General features: G+C 61.2%; 17 protein-coding genes. 12 read left to right on the top strand and 5 right to left on the bottom strand.

Going from position 1 to position 20,635, the window contains the following annotated elements; genetic code table 11:
- Positions 1-609: 609 nt before the first annotated feature.
- The 3 genes from KZX46_RS02065 to KZX46_RS23390 all read right to left on the bottom strand — a co-directional run bounded on the left by KZX46_RS02065 (position 610) and on the right by KZX46_RS23390 (position 3,970).
- Positions 610-2,415 (bottom strand): S9 family peptidase, encoded by a 1,806-nt coding sequence (locus KZX46_RS02065; RefSeq protein WP_219773712.1) that lies wholly within the window; start codon positions 2,413-2,415, stop codon positions 610-612.
- A gap of 569 nt (positions 2,416-2,984) precedes the next feature.
- A complete protein-coding gene (locus KZX46_RS02060) occupies positions 2,985-3,227 on the bottom strand; it encodes a hypothetical protein (RefSeq protein WP_219773711.1) in 243 nt (80 codons plus the stop codon).
- 302 nt (positions 3,228-3,529) lie between these two features.
- Positions 3,530-3,970: a PASTA domain-containing protein gene (locus tag KZX46_RS23390; protein ID WP_226895907.1), complete on the bottom strand. Its 441-nt coding sequence runs from the start codon at positions 3,968-3,970 to the stop codon at positions 3,530-3,532.
- A 506-nt stretch (positions 3,971-4,476) separates the two neighbouring features.
- On the opposite strand from KZX46_RS23390, the gene KZX46_RS02050 reads away from it, so the two are divergent.
- The 4 genes from KZX46_RS02050 to KZX46_RS02035 all read left to right on the top strand — a co-directional run bounded on the left by KZX46_RS02050 (position 4,477) and on the right by KZX46_RS02035 (position 10,188).
- Positions 4,477-4,950 (top strand): GNAT family N-acetyltransferase, encoded by a 474-nt coding sequence (locus tag KZX46_RS02050; protein ID WP_219773709.1) that lies wholly within the window; start codon positions 4,477-4,479, stop codon positions 4,948-4,950.
- 525 nt (positions 4,951-5,475) lie between these two features.
- Complete coding sequence (locus KZX46_RS23385) at positions 5,476-5,532, top strand: hypothetical protein (RefSeq protein ID WP_219774233.1); 57 nt, start codon at positions 5,476-5,478, stop codon at positions 5,530-5,532.
- Positions 5,533-7,094: 1,562 nt separating this feature from the next.
- Positions 7,095-8,900: a DUF3857 domain-containing protein gene (locus tag KZX46_RS02040; protein WP_370647448.1), complete on the top strand. Its 1,806-nt coding sequence runs from the start codon at positions 7,095-7,097 to the stop codon at positions 8,898-8,900.
- 139 nt (positions 8,901-9,039) lie between these two features.
- Positions 9,040-10,188, top strand: coding sequence for an AAA family ATPase (locus KZX46_RS02035; protein WP_219773707.1), 1,149 nt, complete (start codon positions 9,040-9,042; stop codon positions 10,186-10,188).
- Between the two features lie 92 nt (positions 10,189-10,280).
- Here the strand turns inward: KZX46_RS02035 and KZX46_RS02030 are convergent, their stop codons facing one another.
- Entirely contained in the window at positions 10,281-11,471 is a 1,191-nt protein-coding gene (locus tag KZX46_RS02030; protein ID WP_226895810.1) for a M48 family metalloprotease, read from the bottom strand.
- Positions 11,472-11,954: 483 nt separating this feature from the next.
- Here KZX46_RS02030 and KZX46_RS02025 point away from each other — a divergent pair, with 483 nt between their 5' ends.
- The 8 genes from KZX46_RS02025 (at position 11,955) to KZX46_RS01990 (ending at position 19,645) form a co-directional block, all read left to right on the top strand.
- The gene (locus KZX46_RS02025; protein WP_219773706.1) at positions 11,955-12,488 is read left to right on the top strand and encodes a DUF3617 family protein; all 534 of its coding nucleotides are present in this window, start codon (positions 11,955-11,957) and stop codon (positions 12,486-12,488) included.
- 158 nt (positions 12,489-12,646) lie between these two features.
- Positions 12,647-13,330, top strand: coding sequence for a hypothetical protein (locus tag KZX46_RS02020; RefSeq protein WP_219773705.1), 684 nt, complete (start codon positions 12,647-12,649; stop codon positions 13,328-13,330).
- A gap of 149 nt (positions 13,331-13,479) precedes the next feature.
- Positions 13,480-14,670, top strand: coding sequence for a ribosomal protein L7/L12 (locus KZX46_RS02015; protein ID WP_219773704.1), 1,191 nt, complete (start codon positions 13,480-13,482; stop codon positions 14,668-14,670).
- A gap of 35 nt (positions 14,671-14,705) precedes the next feature.
- A complete protein-coding gene (locus KZX46_RS02010) occupies positions 14,706-15,536 on the top strand; it encodes an SPFH domain-containing protein (protein ID WP_219773703.1) in 831 nt (276 codons plus the stop codon).
- Positions 15,537-15,543: 7 nt separating this feature from the next.
- Entirely contained in the window at positions 15,544-16,095 is a 552-nt protein-coding gene (locus KZX46_RS02005) for a hypothetical protein (protein ID WP_219773702.1), read from the top strand.
- Between the two features lie 173 nt (positions 16,096-16,268).
- Entirely contained in the window at positions 16,269-16,709 is a 441-nt protein-coding gene (locus KZX46_RS02000) for a hypothetical protein (protein WP_219773701.1), read from the top strand.
- 186 nt (positions 16,710-16,895) lie between these two features.
- Positions 16,896-17,288: a hypothetical protein gene (locus KZX46_RS01995; RefSeq protein WP_219773700.1), complete on the top strand. Its 393-nt coding sequence runs from the start codon at positions 16,896-16,898 to the stop codon at positions 17,286-17,288.
- 317 nt (positions 17,289-17,605) lie between these two features.
- A complete protein-coding gene (locus KZX46_RS01990; RefSeq protein ID WP_219773699.1) occupies positions 17,606-19,645 on the top strand; it encodes a M13 family metallopeptidase in 2,040 nt (679 codons plus the stop codon).
- Between the two features lie 194 nt (positions 19,646-19,839).
- On the opposite strand, the gene KZX46_RS01985 is transcribed toward KZX46_RS01990, so the two are convergent.
- Positions 19,840-20,529, bottom strand: a complete 690-nt coding sequence (locus KZX46_RS01985) for an alpha/beta hydrolase (RefSeq protein WP_226895809.1) — start codon at positions 20,527-20,529, stop codon at positions 19,840-19,842.
- Between the last annotated feature and the right edge of the window lie 106 nt (positions 20,530-20,635).

The following is a 20,635-nucleotide window of genomic DNA, read 5'->3' as shown; positions in this document are numbered from 1 at the left end:
GCCGACACCGCAAGTGGGCCGACGAAGCCGTTCGCCCCGACGCCAAAAAGTCTCGTCTCGCAATGGCCGAAATGCACGCCCAAGTCCTCAAAAATGAGTCTGCAGCCGCTCCTCGCTAGTCGGCGGTGCCCCGGTAAGTTGCTTGAGGGCTATTCGCAGCCTAACGCAACTTTGCGTCGAATACAGCTCTGTCTTCGGCGTGCGAACTGCCTGAGAAATGGCTGGTCAGCAATAGAGTTGGTAGTGCGTCAGCCATTGGCTGGAAGGAGGCCAAAACCAGACGGGCAGCTTTAGAGCGACCGGTGGCGGTTAGCAGACCCTCATTCGGCTACCTCCGCTCGGCCGCACAGATCCCAAAGTCGTTCATTCAGAGGCCGTTTTCGACTTTCCAGCTGCGGACAATTTATTCATCGAGAGGCACGAGCGATTGAGGATTCCAAGATCTGAATTAGCATTCTGGTGGGCTCGGTGAGTAGGCAAGTAGTTTGGCAGGAACGATAGCTTAAATACCGTTGATGATGGTGGTGCCTCTTCCGAGAACGACCGTAATTTGAGAAGCGCGATTCTCGAAGGCCGAGCAACGGGCGCTACGATCGCAAGCGCGCACTTCTAGGGGCGGCTCGGTTCAGGCTGGCCGATCTTGAGCGCAGCCCGCAGAAATAGATCGGACTGTGCCAGCATATCCGCCTCGGCCTTACTGTCGTCGAGCTGATGGTCGAGCCCGGGATAGATAACGAGCCGGCTCCGCTTACCGGCCCGCCGCAGCGCGGCGTCCATCGCGCGCGATTCAGCGATGCTGACGTTGAGGTCGTTGTCGCCGTGGAACATTAACACCGGTGCCTGAAATGCCGCAGTATGGCGGAGGGGTGACGCCTCGGTCGCGGTCTTCTCGTCGCCGACCTCACGCTGGACGAGATCGTAGTTGGTGAAGCCCCGTGCTTCGTCTTTGATCATATCGAGATCGGTGACGGGAGCTACCGCGACAACGGCCTTGAACAGGCGCGGATCGAGGACATTCGATTGCAACGCGGCATAGCCGCCATACGACCAGCCGAAGATCGCAAGTTTCTCTGGATCGGCAATCCCTTGTCCGACCAACCAGCGGCCGGCATCGGTGACGTCACTGATCGCGGTGTGCCAGGAGCGAAAACCGTTCTTATTGTAAAAGGCATCGCCGTAGCCGATCGACCCTCGATACTCGGGTTGAATGACCGCGAAACCGCGTTGAGCGAAGAACTGAGCGAGATAATCGAAACCTCCCGTATCGCGATACGCCGGACCACCGTGTGGCATGACCAGCGCGGGAAGGCCTTTGCCGTCGCTGCCTGGCGGCAGCGTCAGATAGGCCGGGATCAACGTCCCGTCGGCCGCCGGATAGCTGATCGCCTTGACCGTACCGAAAGTATAGCCTGCCAGCGCCGGGCGTCCCGGCGAGATTTCGATCATCTTGTGGGTCGAGCGATCGAGCAGGTAGAAGCGGCCGGGGTCGGTCGGGCTCGCGGCGTGGACGATGACCTTGCTCTCGTCGGCGCTAGTATCGGCGAAGTCGACCAGCGGCAGGTCGGGGAGCGTTTTCGACAACTGCACGGCGAGTTTTCTGTATTCGGGATCGAGATAGACGACGTTGCGCTGATCGGTGACGTAAGTGAAGCCGATCACCCGGCCACGGCGGCCGACGGTCACAACATCTCCGACGTCGACCTTCGGATCAGCATAAATCAGTTCGGTTTCTAGTGTCCCGTCGAGCGTCACCCTGTAGAGAGCGTCGCGGCCGTCTTTCTTGCCGAGCGCATAGGCGATGTTTGCGGTGCCGTCGACCGCGAGCGGGCGCAGGCCCGGTCCGTTTGCCTCGACCCGGCTGAAGGCCGCCCAGTCGCGGCTTCCGAGCGTCCGATAGCGGTAGGTGGTGGTGCCGGTCAGCATTTGCGTGTTTGCATGCTCCTCGAGCGCAATGATCCGCACTGTGCCATTACCGTCCGAGTAATAAGCAACGGCGGCATCCTTGGGCGTTTCGATCAGGCGACCCGCGCCGGTCTTGGTATCGACCCGTTCGACACCAAGCCCTTTCGCGCTTACCGACATCATCGTACCGGTGCTCTCGTGCGGCACGAAGTTACGTGCCATCAATATGTTGCCGTCGGTGCCCGCCATCCAGTCGACGATCATTCCATCATACTGGTTGATGCCGAGCGAGCGGTCATCGGTCTTGCGTCCGAGCGGCATCTGGTGAGCCCCGTTGGCATCGACGCCTATCAGCCGGGTAAACGACAAACGCTGCGCATCGACGCTGGTGATGCCGTAAAGCTCGCAGACCAGTCGATCGGCCGCCGACCAGCCACAGGCTTCAAGTTTCAGAGGATTGGCGCTTGCCGACAAGATCGGTGCCTGCTCACCTTTGACGACATCGATGACCATCGCAGCGTTCGTTTTCCCTTCGCCGGGCGCAATAAATGCGATGCGCGATCCGTCGGGCGACAAGCTACCGCTTCGCATCCATGCTCGCGCCCCGAATGCAGCAGCTACCGCTTCGAGCGATCGCGGTTGATCGGCCGCCATTGCAGATGTAGCTCCCGCCAGGGCGGCGACCACTGCGGCACTTCTCTTAAGCCAATGCATGAATAAACAACCCTGCCAAGAAATCATGCGACCGGGCTCGCGCCCTTCGCTGCTGCGACCGGCGGACCATCCTCGCGAAGCAGTAGCATGATTGTCGTCTTGAGACCGTTATGCCGAAGGCTCCGTCGTAGGCGTAGCGCAACGCGCCGCTGCGATCGATCACATAGTTGGTCGGTAACGCGGTGATCCTGCCGTACTCGATGCCCTGCCCCATCGATCCCATGCACCTGAAACACCGACTTCGCGACATCCAGCCCGATCGTCGCCACAACTGCCTGCGGCATAATCGCTCTCCTTCCGGCTCAACCAGCAGATTATAACGCAGGTTGGGTAGGAGAGCCGCCCCCTGCCCAATAGCGGACGATTCGTCAGGCCGTTCCTGAACCCTTGTCATAGAGATAAAGTGTCACCGGACAGGACTGTTCGCTGGCCCACGCAATTCCTTCTTGCAGCGTAATGTTCTCTCGCTCGCCATAGTCTAGATCAGCGTCGGCGGGGGGCTGCTGATCCGCGTCCATGCAGGCGTTATCGTGTGATGTCGCTTCGATGATCGCGTTTACCTCGCGCCAGCGATACGGCCTCGTCCGCTGATCGATGACGTTGTAGATCATGCTCCTACCTTAGTTGGGCAGCGCTGCTAAGCAATGTTGGGTTCCCACTTTCAGTCGCCGCTGCCGTGGCTCCGGTTCGGGGCGGCCTCGGGGCCGATAACTACCTGTTCGCTTTGCGGCGGTACGCGCCCATCTTCATACATTCGCCCTGCAACGGCTTGAACGAAATAACAGTCGGCAGCGGAGCGCGTCGGTTCCCTCTTCGATCGCGTAACCTTGATCGGCTTGCGTGTTTAGCAGCCGTTGATCGGCATCTTGTTGTGCCCACTGCGGTCGAAGGCTCATATCGACCGCTATCGGGCCTACCGCGGTTGCTGGGTTGGCTTTTTGAACCTCATTTGGAGTTCAATGACGGTTCCCCGGGTTACGGATCGACCCGCCGGCACGGACTGCTCAACGACAACAGCTCCAGGCGCTGATGGACCGAGAAAGACTGCCCTAAAACCGCCAGCTTGCGCTCGGGATGCGGCAGCGGCAGTATCGAAGCCGATAAATAGCGGAACTTGGACGTTAGCGATTGTATCCATGCGAGCGACGATCGTCGCTCCTGGAGACACCTCTCTACCTGCGGGGAGCGATTGATTTATCACCTTTGCAGTTGGGGAGACTGATCCGATAAATTGGACACGAAGGGTCGCAGCCGTTGCTACGGATTCCGCGTCAACGTGGTTGCGGCCGTAAAGATAGGGAACAGTCGCTGCCTCAGCTGCATACGTGTAAGCTGTAGACAACAAAATCAACATGCCAGAAAGTGGGCGTGACAAAGACATCTTCCTTAACTTTCTGACATCGATAAATGTGTCGCAAGGCCTACCTCTCGCACCAATATAGCGGAAAGCCTCGAGCCGAGTCGAAGATTATCGGCGACAATGTCGTCAACCGAGGGGCCGATAGTCGCCGGTCCGCTTTCGGGTATCAAATGCAGCAGAGCGGACCTTGATTCAGGCATCGCTTTACGCCGGTAAGATCCAAAGTCAGCCATTCGCTATGCCCTTTCACGACCCCAGCTTCGGTCGTTGATCTATCCACGTTAGCTGCAAGGTTTGAATCAAGACGACAGTGGTAAAGTTGGTAGTACTTTAGCGAGCGGCTAAGGGGCCGGAAGCCGTCGGTTCGCTGCCAAATCTCAACGCGGCATAGCTGCCGTTCGACAAGATGCGGATCCGAGGGTGGCTTCAGACCCCGTTGCAGACGTTGCTCTTGCTTAATCAAGTCGCCACAAGCGTACGTCGAGTACGGAAGGGCAGTAATGTTCGAGGTTCGAGAGGATGATCTGACCGGCGAGGCAACGCGCGAGCTGCTCGCTCTCCACCTCCGTGGAATGCATGCAAATTCACCGCCAGGCAGCGTGTTTGCTCTCGATTTGTCGGGCCTGCAGCAGCCGAATGTCACCGTCTGGACGGTTTGGTCAGGCGGAGAGGTCGCCAGTGTCGGCGCGATCAAAATGCTTGATAATGGGGATGCTGAGGTGAAATCCATGCGGGTGAACCCTGCTTTCGCGCGAAAGGGAGCGGGTGCAACGATCCTCGAAACGATTATTCGGACTGCCAAGTCAAAGGGAGCAAAAAGGCTAAGCCTTGAAACCGGAAGCGGCTCTGCATTCGACGCAGCGTTGGCGCTGTATCAAAAGCGCGGCTTCAAGCAAAGCGAAGCGTTCTCGGGCTACGAACAAAGCAAATTTAATCAATTCTTGCATTTAGACCTTTTGACCGATGGTAATTGATGTGCGCTTTGCCCTTACAACCTGACAATCCGCTCTCCACCCGTCGCCGCTGCCGCGGCTCCGGCCATGGGCGACGTCGGGGCCGTTGACGGCCAGGCTGCTTCCAGGCGTCGGATACGGCAAAGCGGACCTTCGTTCAGCTACCTCCGTATGCCGGTCAGACTTATTTGTGGACATTCAGGAGTCTTCCGCCGCTTCCCGAAAACGCCCGTTTGCTGTTAGGCGTCCGAGGACCAAAGTTGGGCGCATGAGTGCTTGTTCCCTCGGGAGGCAAGAGGACATTCGGCGTGAAGCCATCGGTGTTATGCATCCCTTTATCGAGCCGTCAGAGCTGCTATCCTGTTCGTTGCAGGGCGTGTCGGATAGAAGTTGGCGCGCCCACGGGGGCGGAATGGTATTTACGCGGGTATTGATCATCGCCATTGCGGTCGCGGCAGCGGCAGGTGCGGCGGAACGTCCGAATGCGCACGATGCTCTCCAGGCCGCGTTCACTCGCGCCAACAATAACCAGGCCGACAGTATGGATTGCCGCGCGGCGCTCGCCACTGTCAATGCTCTGCTTGCCATGCCCGCGTTTACTAAGGGGCCGGTCGTCGACCGGACCGATGCCTATACCCTCGGCGCATGGTGCTCGGTTCAGATGCACGAGCCCGTCGCGGCGCGTCGCTTCGCGCTGGCGGGAACCTCGCTCACCGGGGCGAGCGTCGACCTGTGGCGAATGCGGCTGGGCATCGAGGAGGACAACCAGCAGCCGCTCGCGGCGGTCACGACGATCGAGGCCATGGTGGTCGCCAAATCCGATGCGCTAGCGTCGATAACCGTCAATCACTTTCACGCCATCCGCCGCAGCCTCGACGTGCTGCACGACCGCGCCGCCGACCGCCGCCTGCTCGCCGTTCTGACGACCTCTAGCTACGTCCCCGACGAGGGCGCGCCGGTGGCCGATCCGTTCAGGTCGGATTATGCTGCGCTGCTGGCAGCCGACGGCGACCGAGCGGCGGCGGCCGCGCTCGTTGCAAGCATCACGGAGCCGTCCGTCCTGCTCGAAGTCAGCGTTGACCCCCGTCTGCGCGACTTTCTGCCCCGTGAGTTCGACGGTCGAGCGGCAACCGAGCAACACCTGGCGCAGGCGCGCGACGTCGCGGCGAGCCATGCCGGATCGATGTACGCGGTGCTTGACGTCTCGCGCTACCTCCGAATGCTCGGCCGCTACGACGAGGCGCTCGCGACTCTTGCCGCCGCGCGGCCCGACGCGCCAGGGGCTGCCTTCACCGACCTCGACGAGCAGCGCAACTGGTATTGGGACGAGATGGCGCGCCTCTATGAGCGGTTCGGGCGCTACGACGAAGCGGTCGCAACGTTTCGCAAGGCCATCGACGCCAAGGAACAAGGCGGATTCAACGTCAGTCAAACGATAAACCTCGGCGAGGCGCAGATCCGCTTTGCACGCAACGCCGACGCGCTCGCGACGATGAAATCGTTCGCCGCCGACGACAGCATCTCGAGATATGGCGAGATGGAGTTGCGCCTCGTCCGTAGCTGCGCCCGTCTCGCGCTCGGCGACGCGGAGGCGGTGAAAGGCGACATCGGCTATATGGCGGCGCACGAGCGCGACTCGCCCGAATTGCTGACGGAGGTCCAACTGTGCGCAGGTGACCTCGACGCGGCGGCGGCGTTGATGATCCGCCGGCTCGACAATCCCGACCAACGCGTGAACGCGCTGCTGCATCTCAGCGACTACGATCGCGACCCAAGAACCCGGCGCGGCGTAGATCACCGCGTTATCGGAGTTCGCGACGGCGGCGCCGTGGAGAACCATTGGCGCGGCCAGTCCAAGCAGCACGCGTCTCATCGTCGTCGCCGGCATTAAAGCTCCTCAAACTGTAGGTGAAAACGGCGCGTGCCGCCCGCGCGTTTAATTGCCGCCTGGACATCGGCGCGCGCTTTGAGGTGGGGAAGCCGGGCGTGATACTGCGTTAACGGATACCGGGGCGTTGGCGGATCGCCCCGCCGGCCGCGACGACAGCGCCGACGCAGGCCGAGGCCCCGATCCGTTTCGTCTATTCTGACCAGCAGGTCCGGATCGGTCCCGCTGGCGAGGAAACCTACTCGGCGTTCCGCGTCCGCCTGCTAAGCCCGAAGCGCTGCCGATCGGCAACATCAGCATCGACTGGAGCCCGGCGAGCGGGTCGGCAACGGTGCACTCGCTGCGGATCATCCGCGATGGCGCCGTCATAGACGTGCTCAAAGGCCAGAAGTTCGCGGTCATCCAGCGCGAGGGTGGTCTCGAGAAGTCGATGCTCGACGGGCAGCTGACCGCGACGCTTCAGGTCCCGGGGCTGCGCGTCGGCGACGAGCTCGAGTTCGCCTCGACCGTCGTCAGGCGCGATCCGACGGTCGGCGACCATGGCTTCGGCATTACCCAGCTGCCGATCCATGGACTGCCCGGGGCGTTTCGCTTCCGCCTGCTCTGGCCGCCGGCGCTACCGCTGGTGCTTCGAGCGACGCGCGACCTCCCGCCGGCGCTGCCGCTCGACGTCGGTGGGCAGAACAGCGTCGTCTATGAACTGCGCGATCCCGGCGGGGTTATCGTCAACGACGGCGCGCCCGAACGCTACAACTTCCGCCGCCTCATCGAGTTCTCCGACTTCGCTACGTGGAAAGACGTGTCGCGGCGTTTCGCCGGGCTGTTCGATGCTGCCGCGACGCTCACCCCGGGATCGCCCGTTCGCGCCGAGGCCACGAAGATCGCCGCGACGTCCACCGATCTGGTCGAGCGAACCCAAGCGGCTCTACGGCTCGTCGAGGATCAGACGCGCTATGTCTATGTCGGCCTTGACGGTGGCAACTATCGCCCTGCTGCCGCAGACGAGACGTGGCAGCGCCGTTTCGGCGACTGCAAGGCGAAGACGGTGCTGCTGCTTGCACTTCTCCGCGAGCTCGGGATCGAGGCCGAGCCCGTGCTGGTCAACCTCGGCGGCGGCGACGGCAGCGACGCGCGGCTGCCGAGCCCGAGCATCTTTAACCATGTCGTCGTCCGCGTACGAATCGGTCCTAACGCATATTGGCTCGACGGCACCCGCCTTGGCGACCGCTATCTCGACATGCTGCCCGCCCCAGCGTTCAGATGGGGGCTGCCTCTGAGCGCCCACGGCGGGGACTTGGAAGCGGTGCCGCCGAAAGCGTTGGATCGGCCGCAGTTCATTGGCGTGATTGACATCGACGCGAGTGCGGGCATTGACCGGCTGGCGACGGTCGCGGTCCAGAATGTCATTAGGCAAGACGAGGCGTTTGCCACCGACCGACAGCTTGTTGCCCTATCGGCCGAGGAGGCGGACCGTGCAGTCCGGACCTATTGGCGCCGCCAGATACCTTGGGCCGATCCCGACAGCGTTGCGTGGCACTATGACGAACGCGCCGCGACGATGGTCGTCTCGATGCGGGGCAAGGGCAAGCTCCCTTGGGAAGGCGACGACATTGGCGGCCGCCGGTACGATCTTCCGGGGGGCGGCTTCTACCCGCCTGACCTGCGGCGCAGGCCTCAGGAGCAGGACGCGACCGTTCCCTGGGCAACCGAATTCCCGCGGTTTAAATGCTATGCGACGACGATCCGCCTACCCCTTGGCGACGCCCGCTGGCGCTGGGCGCTCGACGCCGAGCCGATGAACCGCATCCTCGGAGCGACCACCTATTGGCGGGCATCGGGAATGAACGGTAACGTCGTGCGACTGGTGATGACCAGTCGAACCGACCGCCCCGAAATCAGCGCCGACGAGGCCAAGGCAATCAACGACGCAATTCCTGGGTTCAACAATAGTATGTCGCGGGTCTACCAGCTCACAGGCAATGGTAGCCGGCACAACCTTGCGCACGGTACCTTGCCGTTCGGCGATACGGCCGATTGGACTGGGGCGGCTCCGGCATGTTCGGCGGTCTCGCCAACGAAGTAAAGGACAGGGGGGAGCCGAAAGCCGACTGACCGCTATCGGGATTTAAAGCGGCCATTCGAATCTAGCCTGACAGCGTCTGATAACGCGATTACGAACATCTTCTATGGATGGTCGTGCTCGCAGCCTATAGCGTGCCGACATGATCATCTGCCTTGCTGTTGCCGGTTATCGCTCGCTTCGCAATGTCACGCTTGAGCTGGGTTCGCTGAACATCGTCACAGGAGCAAACGGCAGTGGTAAATCGAGCTTGTATCGAGCCCTGCGCCTGCTGTCCGATGTTGCCCTGGGCCGCGCGATCGCGTCGTTGGCGGCAGAAGGCGGGCTGGCATCAACATTGTGGGCAGGTCCGGAGCGTTTCAGCCGCGAAATGCGAGCCGGCACGATGCCGGTCCAAGGGACCGTCCGCACCGGACCAGTGAGCCTGAGACTCGGCTTCGCGTCCGACGATTTTGGTTATGCGATCGATCTTGGCCTGCCGATCCCATCCACGACCCGCTTCAGCTATGACCCCGAGATCAAGCTCGAGGCGGTCTGGACCGGGCCCACACTGGGCCGTTCAAACCTTTTTGCCGAACGTCGAGGCAAGCTTGTCCGGGTTCGCACTAGCGAGACCGGCGAGTGGCGCGAGGTCGTCAGGAATTTTTCGGCTGTCGACAGCATGGTCGCGCAGTGCGCCGACACGGCGGATGGCTTGGAGCTCCTGATCTTGCGCGAGCGGATGCGCGCCTGGCGCTTCTACGATGATCTGCGGACCGATCGTGAAGCACCGTCGCGGCGGCCGCAGGTCGGAACCGTCACCCCAGTACTCGCCGGCGACGGCTCGGACATCGGCGCCGCGGTGCAGACAATCATCGAGATCGGCGACGCCGAGGCACTGCGTAATGCGATCGCAGACGCGTTCGACGGTGCCAAGATAAGTGTCGGCGATCGCTTCGAAGTCGAGATGCGACAGCACGGGCTGCTCCGACCCCTCAGCGCTCCAGAACTGTCGGACGGCACGCTGCGCTACATCCTCCTCGCAGCCGCCCTGCTCTCGCCGCGACCGCCGGAGCTGATGATCCTCAACGAGCCCGAGGCCAGTCTTCACCCCGACCTGCTCGCCCCCCTGGCTCGCCTGCTCGTCCTGGCTTCGACGCGGTGTCAGATCATCGTCGTATCGCACGCGCAGAAGTTGGTGTCCGCGCTGATGGACTTTGGCGACGCCACCCAGATCGAGCTTCAAAAGAACATGGGCGAGACAACGGTCGTCGATGCCAGTGCACCAGCATGGAAATGGCCATCGCGCTGAGTGCCGTCCGCCAGCGGATCGGAGCGGACCTGCCGCTTCGAAAGCGAATGAACGAAACCGACAGGACCATATCAGTTCAGGAGGTGGCTACACTATTTTCCGACGAGTTCCGGGTGCTCTGCCTTCCAGACCATCGCCCGGTGGACGCGTCGTTCGACGCTGGGGTGATCGTAGAAGATCGTCTCCTCCAGCCATGATGGCGACGATGCACGGTAGGCGATCGTCTTCACCAGTGCTTTCGAGAGTCCGTCGGGCTCGTGCGCGTGTTCGAACGAGAAGTGATCGGCGTCGCTTTCCTGCAGCCGCGTGAGGGTGTTGGTCAGCGGCGTCGCAAGCAACCCCAGCGTCGCAACGAGGGCCATCATGATCGGCAAGCCGGCCGGATCGGCGATCCCAGCAATCTGCGGTTTCCCGGCGATCCGGGCGAGTACGACGGGGAACATCTTGCTGACCAGCCAAAGCGCGACCACCGCCAGGAGACCGAGCACGAGCACCGACCAGAAAATATGCCCGCGCGCATAGTGGCCCATCTCATGGCCGACGACGCCACGTACCTCGGCGAGGTCGGCACCTTGTGCGAACATAGTGTCGCTCATCGCTACCCGCGCGCTTCCGAACAACCCAGAGACGTTGGCGGTATAGCGTTCCGACTGTTTCGACCCGTTGTAGACAAATATCTTGTCCGACGGCACAGCGCTGACCTTGGCGAGCGCGACCACTGCATCGCGGGTCGGCCCCGGGGGAGCGGGCGTATAAGTGTTGAACAACGGCTCGATGACAACCGGCCCCAGGATCATCAACACCGCGAGCGCCGCGACGATGACACCGCCCGACCACGCCCACCACCACCGCGGCGCGCGCCGGATCAGCGCGTAGACGGCAAGACCGATCAGCGCCGACACCACCGCGCTGATCGCCAGCGACATCACGTTTTCATCAAACCAACCGTTGAACGATTGCTTGGTCAGGCCATACTGCCCCTCGCGCCACCACGCCGCATAGATCGACCACGGAAGTTCGAGCAGCCAGTCGAGCAGCAGGAAGACAACCACGCAGCAGAACACGGTCAGATTCGGCCGAGACCGGATTTTTTCTATCCGATTGCGGACGCCGACGAGAATGCCCGATTGCAGGATGAGCCAAGCAGCAGCAACCGTAATCAGCCAGCCCCATAACAGGATCCAGTGGCCGCCCTGCGTATAGGCGGTCGCCTGCGCGTGTGCGGCGGGCGAAAGCGTTGCCATGTATGCGGCGGTCGCTGCGTCAGGATCGAACCGAGCCACTTAATTCCCCGCAACTTCTGTGGTGGAAAGATAATACACCGAGCTCGGGCTACAAAGCATTATCACTCATCTGAGCGAATAAGTGCTCGGGTAGTCGCTGCTGAACTACCATCACTTCCGCAATCGATAGCACGAGCACAATCGTGAAGGAGCCGATTGCCGCCCGGCCGCTTAGGGGCGTCCGACGCGGCAAAGCGGACTTTCGTTCCGCTAACTCGGTAGTCCGGCAAGACCCACTCGTCGACGATTGGACCACCCTGTTTGCTCGCCAATTTTAGTCTTCGTTCATGCGTTCCTACGGCGACTTTCGGCTTGGTTCGGCTGCGGATCACGCCGTCCAAAGCATGTCGTACGGCAGGACCGATCCGCCGAGCGCAGTTGAATAGATGGCCCCCTCAGGCACCGCGGCCTAGCCAGCTGCTCTGCGAGACCATAAGCTGTGGCACGCCACCCGAGCTTCGGCGCGACAACCAGGGGTATCGTATGAAAATTTTTGCTGCGGCTACTGCACTTACGGTCTCGACTGTGATCCTGCCTGGGGCCTGCTCCGCCAAGAAAGATGACGCAGATAGCACGTCGACATCTTCAAGCGGGGCTGGCGCCGCACTTGCTGACGCGAAGATGCCGAAGCCGGGTTTGCGGGAGATGACGGTTTCTGCAGAGGGCATGCCGAATTCGATGAAGACGCAGATGTGCGTCGGTGCGCCGGTACCGGGAACAAATCCTTTCGCGCCGCCACCTCAGGCCGGCGCTGATTGCACCAAGAATGGTTTCACCAAGACGGCGACCGGCTACTCGATCGACATCGCATGCAAAATGAACGGCATGATGATGAGCACCAAGGGTGACGTAAGCGGCGACTTCTCGTCGAATTATAAGACGGTCATGAAGACGAAGATGAGCGGTCCCAACATCCCGCCAGCTATGCAGACCGAGCGCACCTCTACGGCGGAAGCCAAATACCTCGGCGCTTGTCCAACCGGAATGAGCCCAGCGACGGCTAAACAGGCGGGCTGAGAAGGCGGCGGGATGCTTTCCATGGCGTCCCGCAGTAACATAGGCCGAAGGAGCGACGAGGCCACGATTCCCATGCCAATTCTTGCTGGCGTCGAATCTGCGGTCGCCGCTGTTATCGCGCAAGGATTGAAAACTTGGGCGTTCTAAAAACGATTTCCATGAGCCTTGTCCTCCTCCCCGGCATGGGTCTGGCCGCGGCGAACGTGACCGCCGAGCCCATCGTGGCCCATCCGCCGATGACGCAATGTGTTTCAGCGACTGAAACGCAGACGTTGTGGGAGGAAATCGAACCGGGCCAGCGTTGTCGGGTCGTCGCTTTCCGGGCCGTTCCGGGCACGCACACCACGCTCTTCTATCAGCAGCAGGCCTACGACCTGTTGAAAAATGCAACGGACACAGCGCCGGCCGGAATCGGGATCGTCCTTTTGGCAAAGATGCCGGCGCAAGCCGCCTTTCGTCGGGTTGCGGGCTGGGCCGGCTCGAATGCCTGGATTGAACGTCCCCGGCAGGTGCGTACCCAACAAGGCAGCATCGTCGTAATCCCAATGACTGCGCAAGCGAGCATGCACCCGACGTACGACGCCGTGCTCCGTATCGTCGCTGGAAAATGGACCCCTGTCCGAACCGATCGGTGGCAGGTGAAAATCCCGCAAGGCCTCTCGCAGCGGCACGGCAATGCGATGGACTGGCCACACCTGCGCGCGTTCGGCGCCATGTGGAAACAGGGAGATCCCGAATGCTGCCCAACCGGGGGGACATATATCGCTCATCTTAGGCTCGATCATGCGACGCTGCGACTCGCCTCGGTCCGATACTCGAGGCACGACCTGCCTTTTCCATGATCGCGCGCCTAGCCACCAAACGCCCAACCCCCGAGCCGACGGTATTCGCGATTGTCCAGTTGCTACCACGACACCGTGGCTTGTAACCCCATGATACTATATGGCAGTTTCAATGACCTGCCGTGCTTTTGGCGGCCTTGATGGAGACAATGATGACGGCCTCCGTAATTGTCTTTGTCGTTGTCATTCTGATTATCTTCGCATTTGGGAGAGCAAGAGCGGGGCGCAAGCGATTGATGAACCGCTTGGGCGCGCAGGTTGCCCAGTCAATGCAATCAGGTGCGGCATCTGAAACTGGCACGACCGATCTCGGCCAGAATATCGCAGAAGTTCTGCAAAAGGCGCTTGAGGCAAACGGCCTAGGTTCTGGAAGGATGTCGGTGACTACGACCGTCACGACGTCCACCGGCAATCAGACGTCTGTCGCGGGCACCAGGCCCCTTAATCTAGGCGTGGGCGACATTCTATCCGTTTCTTCACTGACAGGCGCACGTATCGCCACGGTACAACTCGATGCGATCGGCGAGCCGAAGCGCCGGGTGACGGTCGATGTGCCTTCGGCTGCCGAGCTGGAACGCGGCGACCGTATTTATGTCGAGCTCGATCCAGTCGATTCTTCGCGCGCGTCGCTGCCGGTATCGCTTGGGAAAGGGTACAAGCTGCCGGCAGGGATGAGCCGGCTTGACGCTGTCGTGCTTGGCCCGTCGATCCTTCTGCGCGGGGCCGAGGCGATGGCGGTAGTGCGCGCAGCCAACGAGGTGCCGCTGGCGAACCCCGCGCTCGGGGCGACCGGTGCAAGCAAATGGCGGCTTGATCTGGAAGTTTCGCCAAAGACCGGCTTTCCCTATCAGGCGGACCTTACGATTACGCTCTCCAGCGCCGAGAAAGTGGCGCGCATCTGTCATCGCGGAGCCGAAGTGCCGGTGCGCTACGATCCCGCCGACCCCAAGACGCTTACCATCGATTCGCCTGCCATGGGTTACGCTATTCCGTACGATGCGCTGGCCGGCAGCATCGCGTCGTCTGCGCCTAAAGGTAGCATGATTGAGCAGATTGCGGCCGTCCGCGCCCAGCAAGGCGTTAGCCTGCGCGAGGCGAAGGACATGGTGGAGCGAATGAACGCAGGCATGGCGCCGCCGTCGAGCACACATGCGACGATCGACTGGGCCGCGCTTCAGAACATGGGCGTGATCGAGCGGGTCAAGATCGTCCGCCAGCAGACAGGGCTCGATCTGAAGGACGCGAAGGATCTGGTCGAGATGATGAGCGCAGCCGGCATGACCGGTAGCGATGCAACTGAACGCATGATGGCGATGCTGTCAGGCAAACGGCAAAAGTAGATTTCCCCACATTACCCCAGCAAAGGACGGCACCAATGGCGATTACCCGGCAGGTTATTACATCACTCCAGCGCGACGGCACCGACGCGCTCGGCACTCGCACGCTTGCCATCAAGATCGTCGATGAGAGCATCGTCTCGGGATCCTTGCTGACCGTGGAGAGCAACCATTTCGGCATTCTCAAGTCGCGCGGCGCCGTGCTCAACGTCTACGAGACCGGCCAATATGCGCTCGAGACACCCGACAAACCAATCTTAGGCTCGATCGCGCAGGGTTTCTTCGGCGGCTCTTCGCCGTGGGTCTACGAGGTCATCTACATTAACCGGTCAAAGCTGCTGGTGCGCAATCAAGGCGTCGCGACCTCAGCCGAAATGGCGGAAATGTCCTATGTCGCGGACTATTACATTCACGTGGACAGCAAGGAAGGCGCGCTCGACCTTATCACCCACATGCCGTTTGCCGGGACCATGATCGATACGCAAGAGGTGGCCGACTACGCCGGCCCGGCGATCGAACAGGCGATCAATCAGGTCCTTCAGGTCACCAAGATGGAAAACATCAATGAGCGGATCGGGGATATTCGCGAGCTGGTGAAGGTCCACCTGACCGACTTCCTCAAAGTCTACGGTATCGTGTTGAACGATCTCAAGGTTCTAATCATGCCGCGCGACGAGCGGATGCGCGAACTGATCTCGCTTCAGGCGATCGGCCTCTCGCCAATCGAGTCAGTGCGCTACTACCTGGCATTGCGGATGGCGGACAAGGAGCTGGTATCGGCACCCAATGCAGCGGCCGGCGTACCCTTCCAGATCGGGCAGGCGCAGGGCTTCTTCCCGGTTACCAACGAGGTCGGGATCGGCAAGTGATAAAACGGTGAGCCGATTTTACGATGTCGGGCCGCTGGGCGAGATAGCGGTCAACCTCTTCCACGGGTGGGGCTACAACTTCTATCGGCGGGAAAATCAGCTCCGTGCCGACGATCAGCTTGTCCGGTCCTACGCAAGCGACTTGCTTGCGCAGGCGCGCAAATCAGTCGAAGTGGCGGAGGCGGCGTATCGCCGTCTCCGCCTGCCGGCGCCCACGCGCGCGCATCCGCTTCCCGATGCGGAAGCGGTCACAGGGGCCCAGACGTTGGAGCGATTGTCGCGTTCGATCGGAGCATTAGAAGGCCAAATACGTCATCAGCCCGTGCCTGAGAATGATCGGATGTCACAGCGCTATCGATCGGAAGCCGAAACTCTGGAGCTTCTGGGCGAGATCGACAAGCTGTTGATTGGCCAAGCCGATCTGCTGCGCTCCCTAATTAACAACACGACTGGCGAGGCGGTATTAGAAGAAATGGCCGAGCTCGAAGAAGGCATTAAGGCCGTCACCGAGACGCTGCGACAGCGCCAAGCCGTACTTTTTGTCGGGGTAATCCCATGATAGCATCAACCGGTCTTTATAAGCGGAAATCGGTCGCGCCAGTCTTGCTCACTGCATTTATGGGTTTGTGTGGCTTCAAGCATCCGTCCCCAGGGTCAAGGTGCGTCACGCCGGAAAGCGAGATGGCCGTAACGCGACTGCTATACGATGAGGCCGACCACGCACTGACGCGCATGGCAGCTGGCCTGCCTGACCCGTCACATGCGGTTCTGCAGGCAATGCGAAGTGAAAGGTTACTCATCTTTTCAGATGTTGTGTTGGATGGAAACGACCCGACGACCGGCAGGATCGAATGTACAGCGCAGATCCGCGTCGAAGTCGCGTTAGGCGATCGCTCTGGCCCCAATCGGCCAGGTATCGACAAGATTCTGCAGTCGGCCGGAACATTTCGTTTGATTCCAGCTGACGGCTTCCCCGATCATCCTGTGGCATCTTTGGTTACCTATACATTGCAGCCTAGCATTGCAGACGCCAAACGGGTCGTTTTCCAAGTCAACGACAAACCCGATGATGTGCCGTTGGGCGAGATCGCCCCCGCTGAAGGTACGGTCGCTAGCGCGCTTGCAATCATAGCGCTTGCCCGCACCGAAGCCGCCACACACGCAGCGCGATAATATCGCTAAGCGCCAATCCCAAAAATTAATGGACTACTGATGGGTCGACATCGTCTGGGGCATCGTACCAGGGTCTTTTTCTGCTTTAGCTTTTTACTATCTGTGGATAGCAACGCCGAGATAGCGCTAAAAAAGCCAATCGATCGACCAACACTAATCGCCTCTTGCGGCTTGAAGGATGGCCGATTGGCGAGAGTCACGCAAACCGGAAATACTTTTGTATACGCATTTGGTCACGGCGCAGTACCAGAAATCAGGATTTCCGGTACTGCAGAAACGCATACCGTCTTCAAGCTAGTAGCCTCGTTCCCCCGTGCGGGCTGGACCCAGGTGCGATTTGTAAACGGCGCGACCAGCTACGTGCTCTTTCACTACTTTAATCTCGGTAACTACGTCCGAAACTATGATGGAGCGTCCGAGGAGAGCGGCCTCTTGGTTTTTCAAAATGGTCACAAATTATCGGCACGCTTATGCAACACCGGGCAAGGTCTCGAAGACGGCTCAGATCTCGCTAGTCTGCCCATTGATCCAGAAGATCGTTCAAACGATATAATCAACGATGCCGAGCGCCATCATTAGACCGCGTTGTAGGACTTAAGTTGCCTGCGTTGGGAAGCACAACACCGAATGACTATGATTGGGCGCGCAGCTGCCGATGGGCGGGGTGTAGATCGAAATTGGAGCGGGACCCACCAAAATTGTCGCAAGCACCTCAAATCATTTTTGGCGCACAATCAGTGTCCACCTTCTGAGGCCCATTGCCGATGCGGCTGATTTTACGGCGTTTCCGCACATTCAGAGCGAAGGCGCGCGCCATCGAGATCTGCGGGAGATTGTTCATCGCGTATGATCGGCCTACGAACAGTTGCTCGCGTCCGAGTTGGGGGGACTGATCCGTGAAAGCTTTGTGGTGCCTCTTGCTGGCAGCTACCGCACCCGCAGTTGCGGCTTCGGTCTATCCACCTTTCGGCCTCGATCTCGCCGCGCCTGATCGAAGCGTTCGGCCCGGCGACGACTTCTTCGAGGCGACTAACGGCGCTTACTTGAAGAAGGTCATCATTCCGCCCGATCAGGTCACAGCCGGCAAGCGCTTCGACATGACGCGGCGCATCGACGACCGGCTTCGCGGCTTGCTTGAGGATGCGGCAAAGAACGTGCTCGCCGAACCCACCGATGTCCGCGGCAAAGTCGGCGCCATGTACTCCGCATACATGGACGACGCAGCGATCGAGGCAGCGGGAACCTCGCCGATCGCGCCTGAGCTCGATGCGATCCGTGCCGTTCACAGCCCCGAAGAGATCGCGAGATTGATGGGAAAGAGCGGCTCTTCGCTCTTCCCGGCACCGTTTGTCGTCTCCATTGACGCTGATCTCAAGGCCCCCGAGCATTACGCGACCTATGTCAGCCAATCGGGGCTGCTGCTCCCTGACCGGGATTATTATCTGAAAGCCGACTTCACTCGTCATCGCACGGCATTCGTCGCCTATGCGATGACACTGCTGACACAAGTCAATTGGCCTGATGCACCGGCGATGGCAGTAGCGCTGCTCGCATTTGAAACGCGGCTCGCCGAGGTCAGCTGGACCAATGTCCAGCAGCGCGACTTCGCCGTCCAGTACAACCCGATGACCCCGGTCGAACTCGCAGCCTATGCGCCCGGCTTCAACTGGCCCGCCTTCCTCGCTGCGGCACAGCTCGGCGGCAAGACGCGACTGATCGTGACGACCAACACCGCAATGCCTCAGCTCGCCGCGGTCGTCGCAGCGACGCCACTTCCCGTGCTGAAGGCGTGGCTCGCGTTTCGCGTCGCCGACGCCGCTGGACCGTATTTGAGCCACGCGTTCGCCGACGCCCATTTTGATCTCCACGGCAAGGTTCTCGCCGGGCAAGCTGAGCAGAAGCCACGATGGAAACGCGGCATCATCGCGGTCGGCGGTAGCGACTGCGGCGCCGATCAGGCAAGTTGCTTCGGCAGTCTCGACTGGGCGGTTGGCGAGCTTTACTCGGCACGCTACTTTCCGGCCGCTGACAAGGTCAAGATAGAGGCGCTGGTCGCCAATCTCAAGATGGCCTTCCACGGCCGGATCGAGCGGCTCGGGTGGATGGGTCCGGCGACGAAGGCCGAGGCGCTAAAGAAGCTCGACACCTATATCATCAAAGTCGGCTATCCCGACAAGCAGCGCGACTATTCGCAGGTCGTCATCCGGCGCGACGATCTTCTTGGCGATGTTCGCCGAGCGGCGGCGGAGTGGACGTTTCAGCTCGGGCGCAGCGACGGCGCGGTAGACCGCGGTGACTGGAGCATGACGCCGCAGACCAACGACGCCTATAACGGCTCCTTGCGCGACATCGTCTTTCCCGCCGGCATTCTCCAGGCGCCGATGTTCGACGCCGACGCGGACCCGGCGATCAACTATGGCGCGATCGGCGGCGTCATCGGCCACGAGATGACCCACGGCTTCGACGACCAGGGGCGGACGATCGACGCCGCCGGCGCCCTGCGCGACTGGTGGACGCCCGCCGACGCGGCGGCGTTCAAGGCGCGCGCGGCGGTGCTCGGCGCGCAATATGCGACCTACGAGCCGCTGCCGGGCGTCCATATCAACCCCGACCTCACGATGGGCGAGAACCTCGCCGATCTGGGCGGCCTGTCGATCGCGCTCGACGCGTATCGCGCCTCGCTCCACGGTGCCACGGCTCCGGTGATCGCCGGACTGACCGGCGATCAGCGCGTCTTCCTCGGCTGGGCGCAGGTGTGGGCGGGCAAGGCGACGGACGAGGCGATCCGCAAGCAGGCGGCGAGCGACCCGCACAGCTATCGCAAGTACCGGGTCAACGGCGTCGTCCGAAACATCGACGGCTGGTACGAAGCGTTCGGGATCAAGCCGGGCGACGCGCTGTACGTGCCACCCGAGAAGCGCGCCCGAATCTGGTAACCCGGCGAGCCTCTTCTGTCGCCGGACGATAGATCGCTAGCTTGACCCACAAGTGTACGTTTAAGGCAGCGTGAGGGCTTCCCGAAAAGCAGACATCTATTTAACTTGCTACAGCGTCCGGTTGGGGCAGCGCGCTCGCGCGGCCGAAGAGCATTTGTTAGTAGAAAGCAGGACGCCGCCCGGCGAAGCTTGAGCTACGGCTCCGCCCGCTGGTTGTCGAAGGCTTTCGCCACAAACGCGCCGCCAAGCTCCAGCCCTTCCGGATCCACGCTGTGGCCGAGCCCGGGCGAGACATGCTCCGACACGGCGATTCCGACCCGCTCGAGAGCGGCCTTAGCGGCCTGAAGCGCGGCGACGGGAACAATCGGATCGGCTGATCCATGGATCAATAGCACGGGCGGCTTGGTGATCGGCAGATGCGCGAGGTCGGCCGCACCCGTAAGCATGCCGGAATAGCCGACGATGGCGGCAACCTGATGCGCGCGCCTGAGCCCGACATGGAGCGCCATCATTGTCCCCTGGCTGAAGCCGACGATCGCTAGATCGGGTTCAGTGAGGCCATATTGGTCGAGCTTCCGGTCGATGAACGTGTCGATCGCGGGCGCGGCCGAGGTCGCGCCCGCCGCCAGCGCTTGCGGGCTGAATGCGGAGAGCGGCCACCATTGATAACCGCCCGCCATGGGGCCGCAGCGCTGAGGCGCATTGGGTGCGAGGAACAAAGCATCTGGGCATTGCCGCTGCCATTGCGGCGCCACCGAGATCAGGTCGGCACCGTTCGAGCCGAAGCCGTGTAGCAGCAGCACGATCCTGCGCGTGGCACCGGACAAGGGCTGGAGGCTGGAGCCGTTCACGATCTTGGTCAGGAGAACCTCCGCTTGTAGCAAAGCACTACAGCGCGGTTGATGGCGTCGGCATCGGTGCTGCACAAGGCATTCATCGGGAGCGCTGACCCATAAGTCGCATTCGGGCCGCCTTGTGCGCTCCCCGAAC

Origin of the sequence: Polymorphobacter sp. PAMC 29334 (assembly GCF_019431245.1) — a bacterium.
Classification (GTDB): Bacteria; Pseudomonadota; Alphaproteobacteria; order Sphingomonadales; family Sphingomonadaceae; genus Polymorphobacter_B; species Polymorphobacter_B megasporae.
This window is presented reverse-complemented; position numbering and strand designations above follow the sequence as displayed.